The following is a 228-nucleotide window of genomic DNA, read 5'->3' on the forward strand; positions in this document are numbered from 1 at the left end:
GTATCTGTCGGCCTGTATGGCAATGATGATATTTTTTACGGTGATCGTGGTGTTACCGCTCAGTATGGAAAAGTCGGGTTATAGCGCCGATCACATTGGGCTGTTGCTGGCATTTATATCGTTTGTTGCGGTTATTACTGCCCACTTTTTGCCAAGGGTAAACCTGCGCTGGAAAGATAAGGGCACACTGAGTCTGGCGTTTGTATTTTATGCGCTGGGGCATCTGGC

1 protein-coding gene is annotated in these 228 nt (G+C 47.8%); it reads left to right on the forward strand.

What is annotated here, in order from left to right; translation table 11 throughout:
* Window positions 1–22: 22 nt before the first annotated feature.
* Window positions 23–228: hypothetical protein (locus Q4563_RS23505; RefSeq protein WP_303606265.1), on the forward strand; the 206-nt coding region annotated here is incomplete at its 3' end.

It is taken from the genome of Gilvimarinus sp. 1_MG-2023 (genome assembly GCF_030548285.1).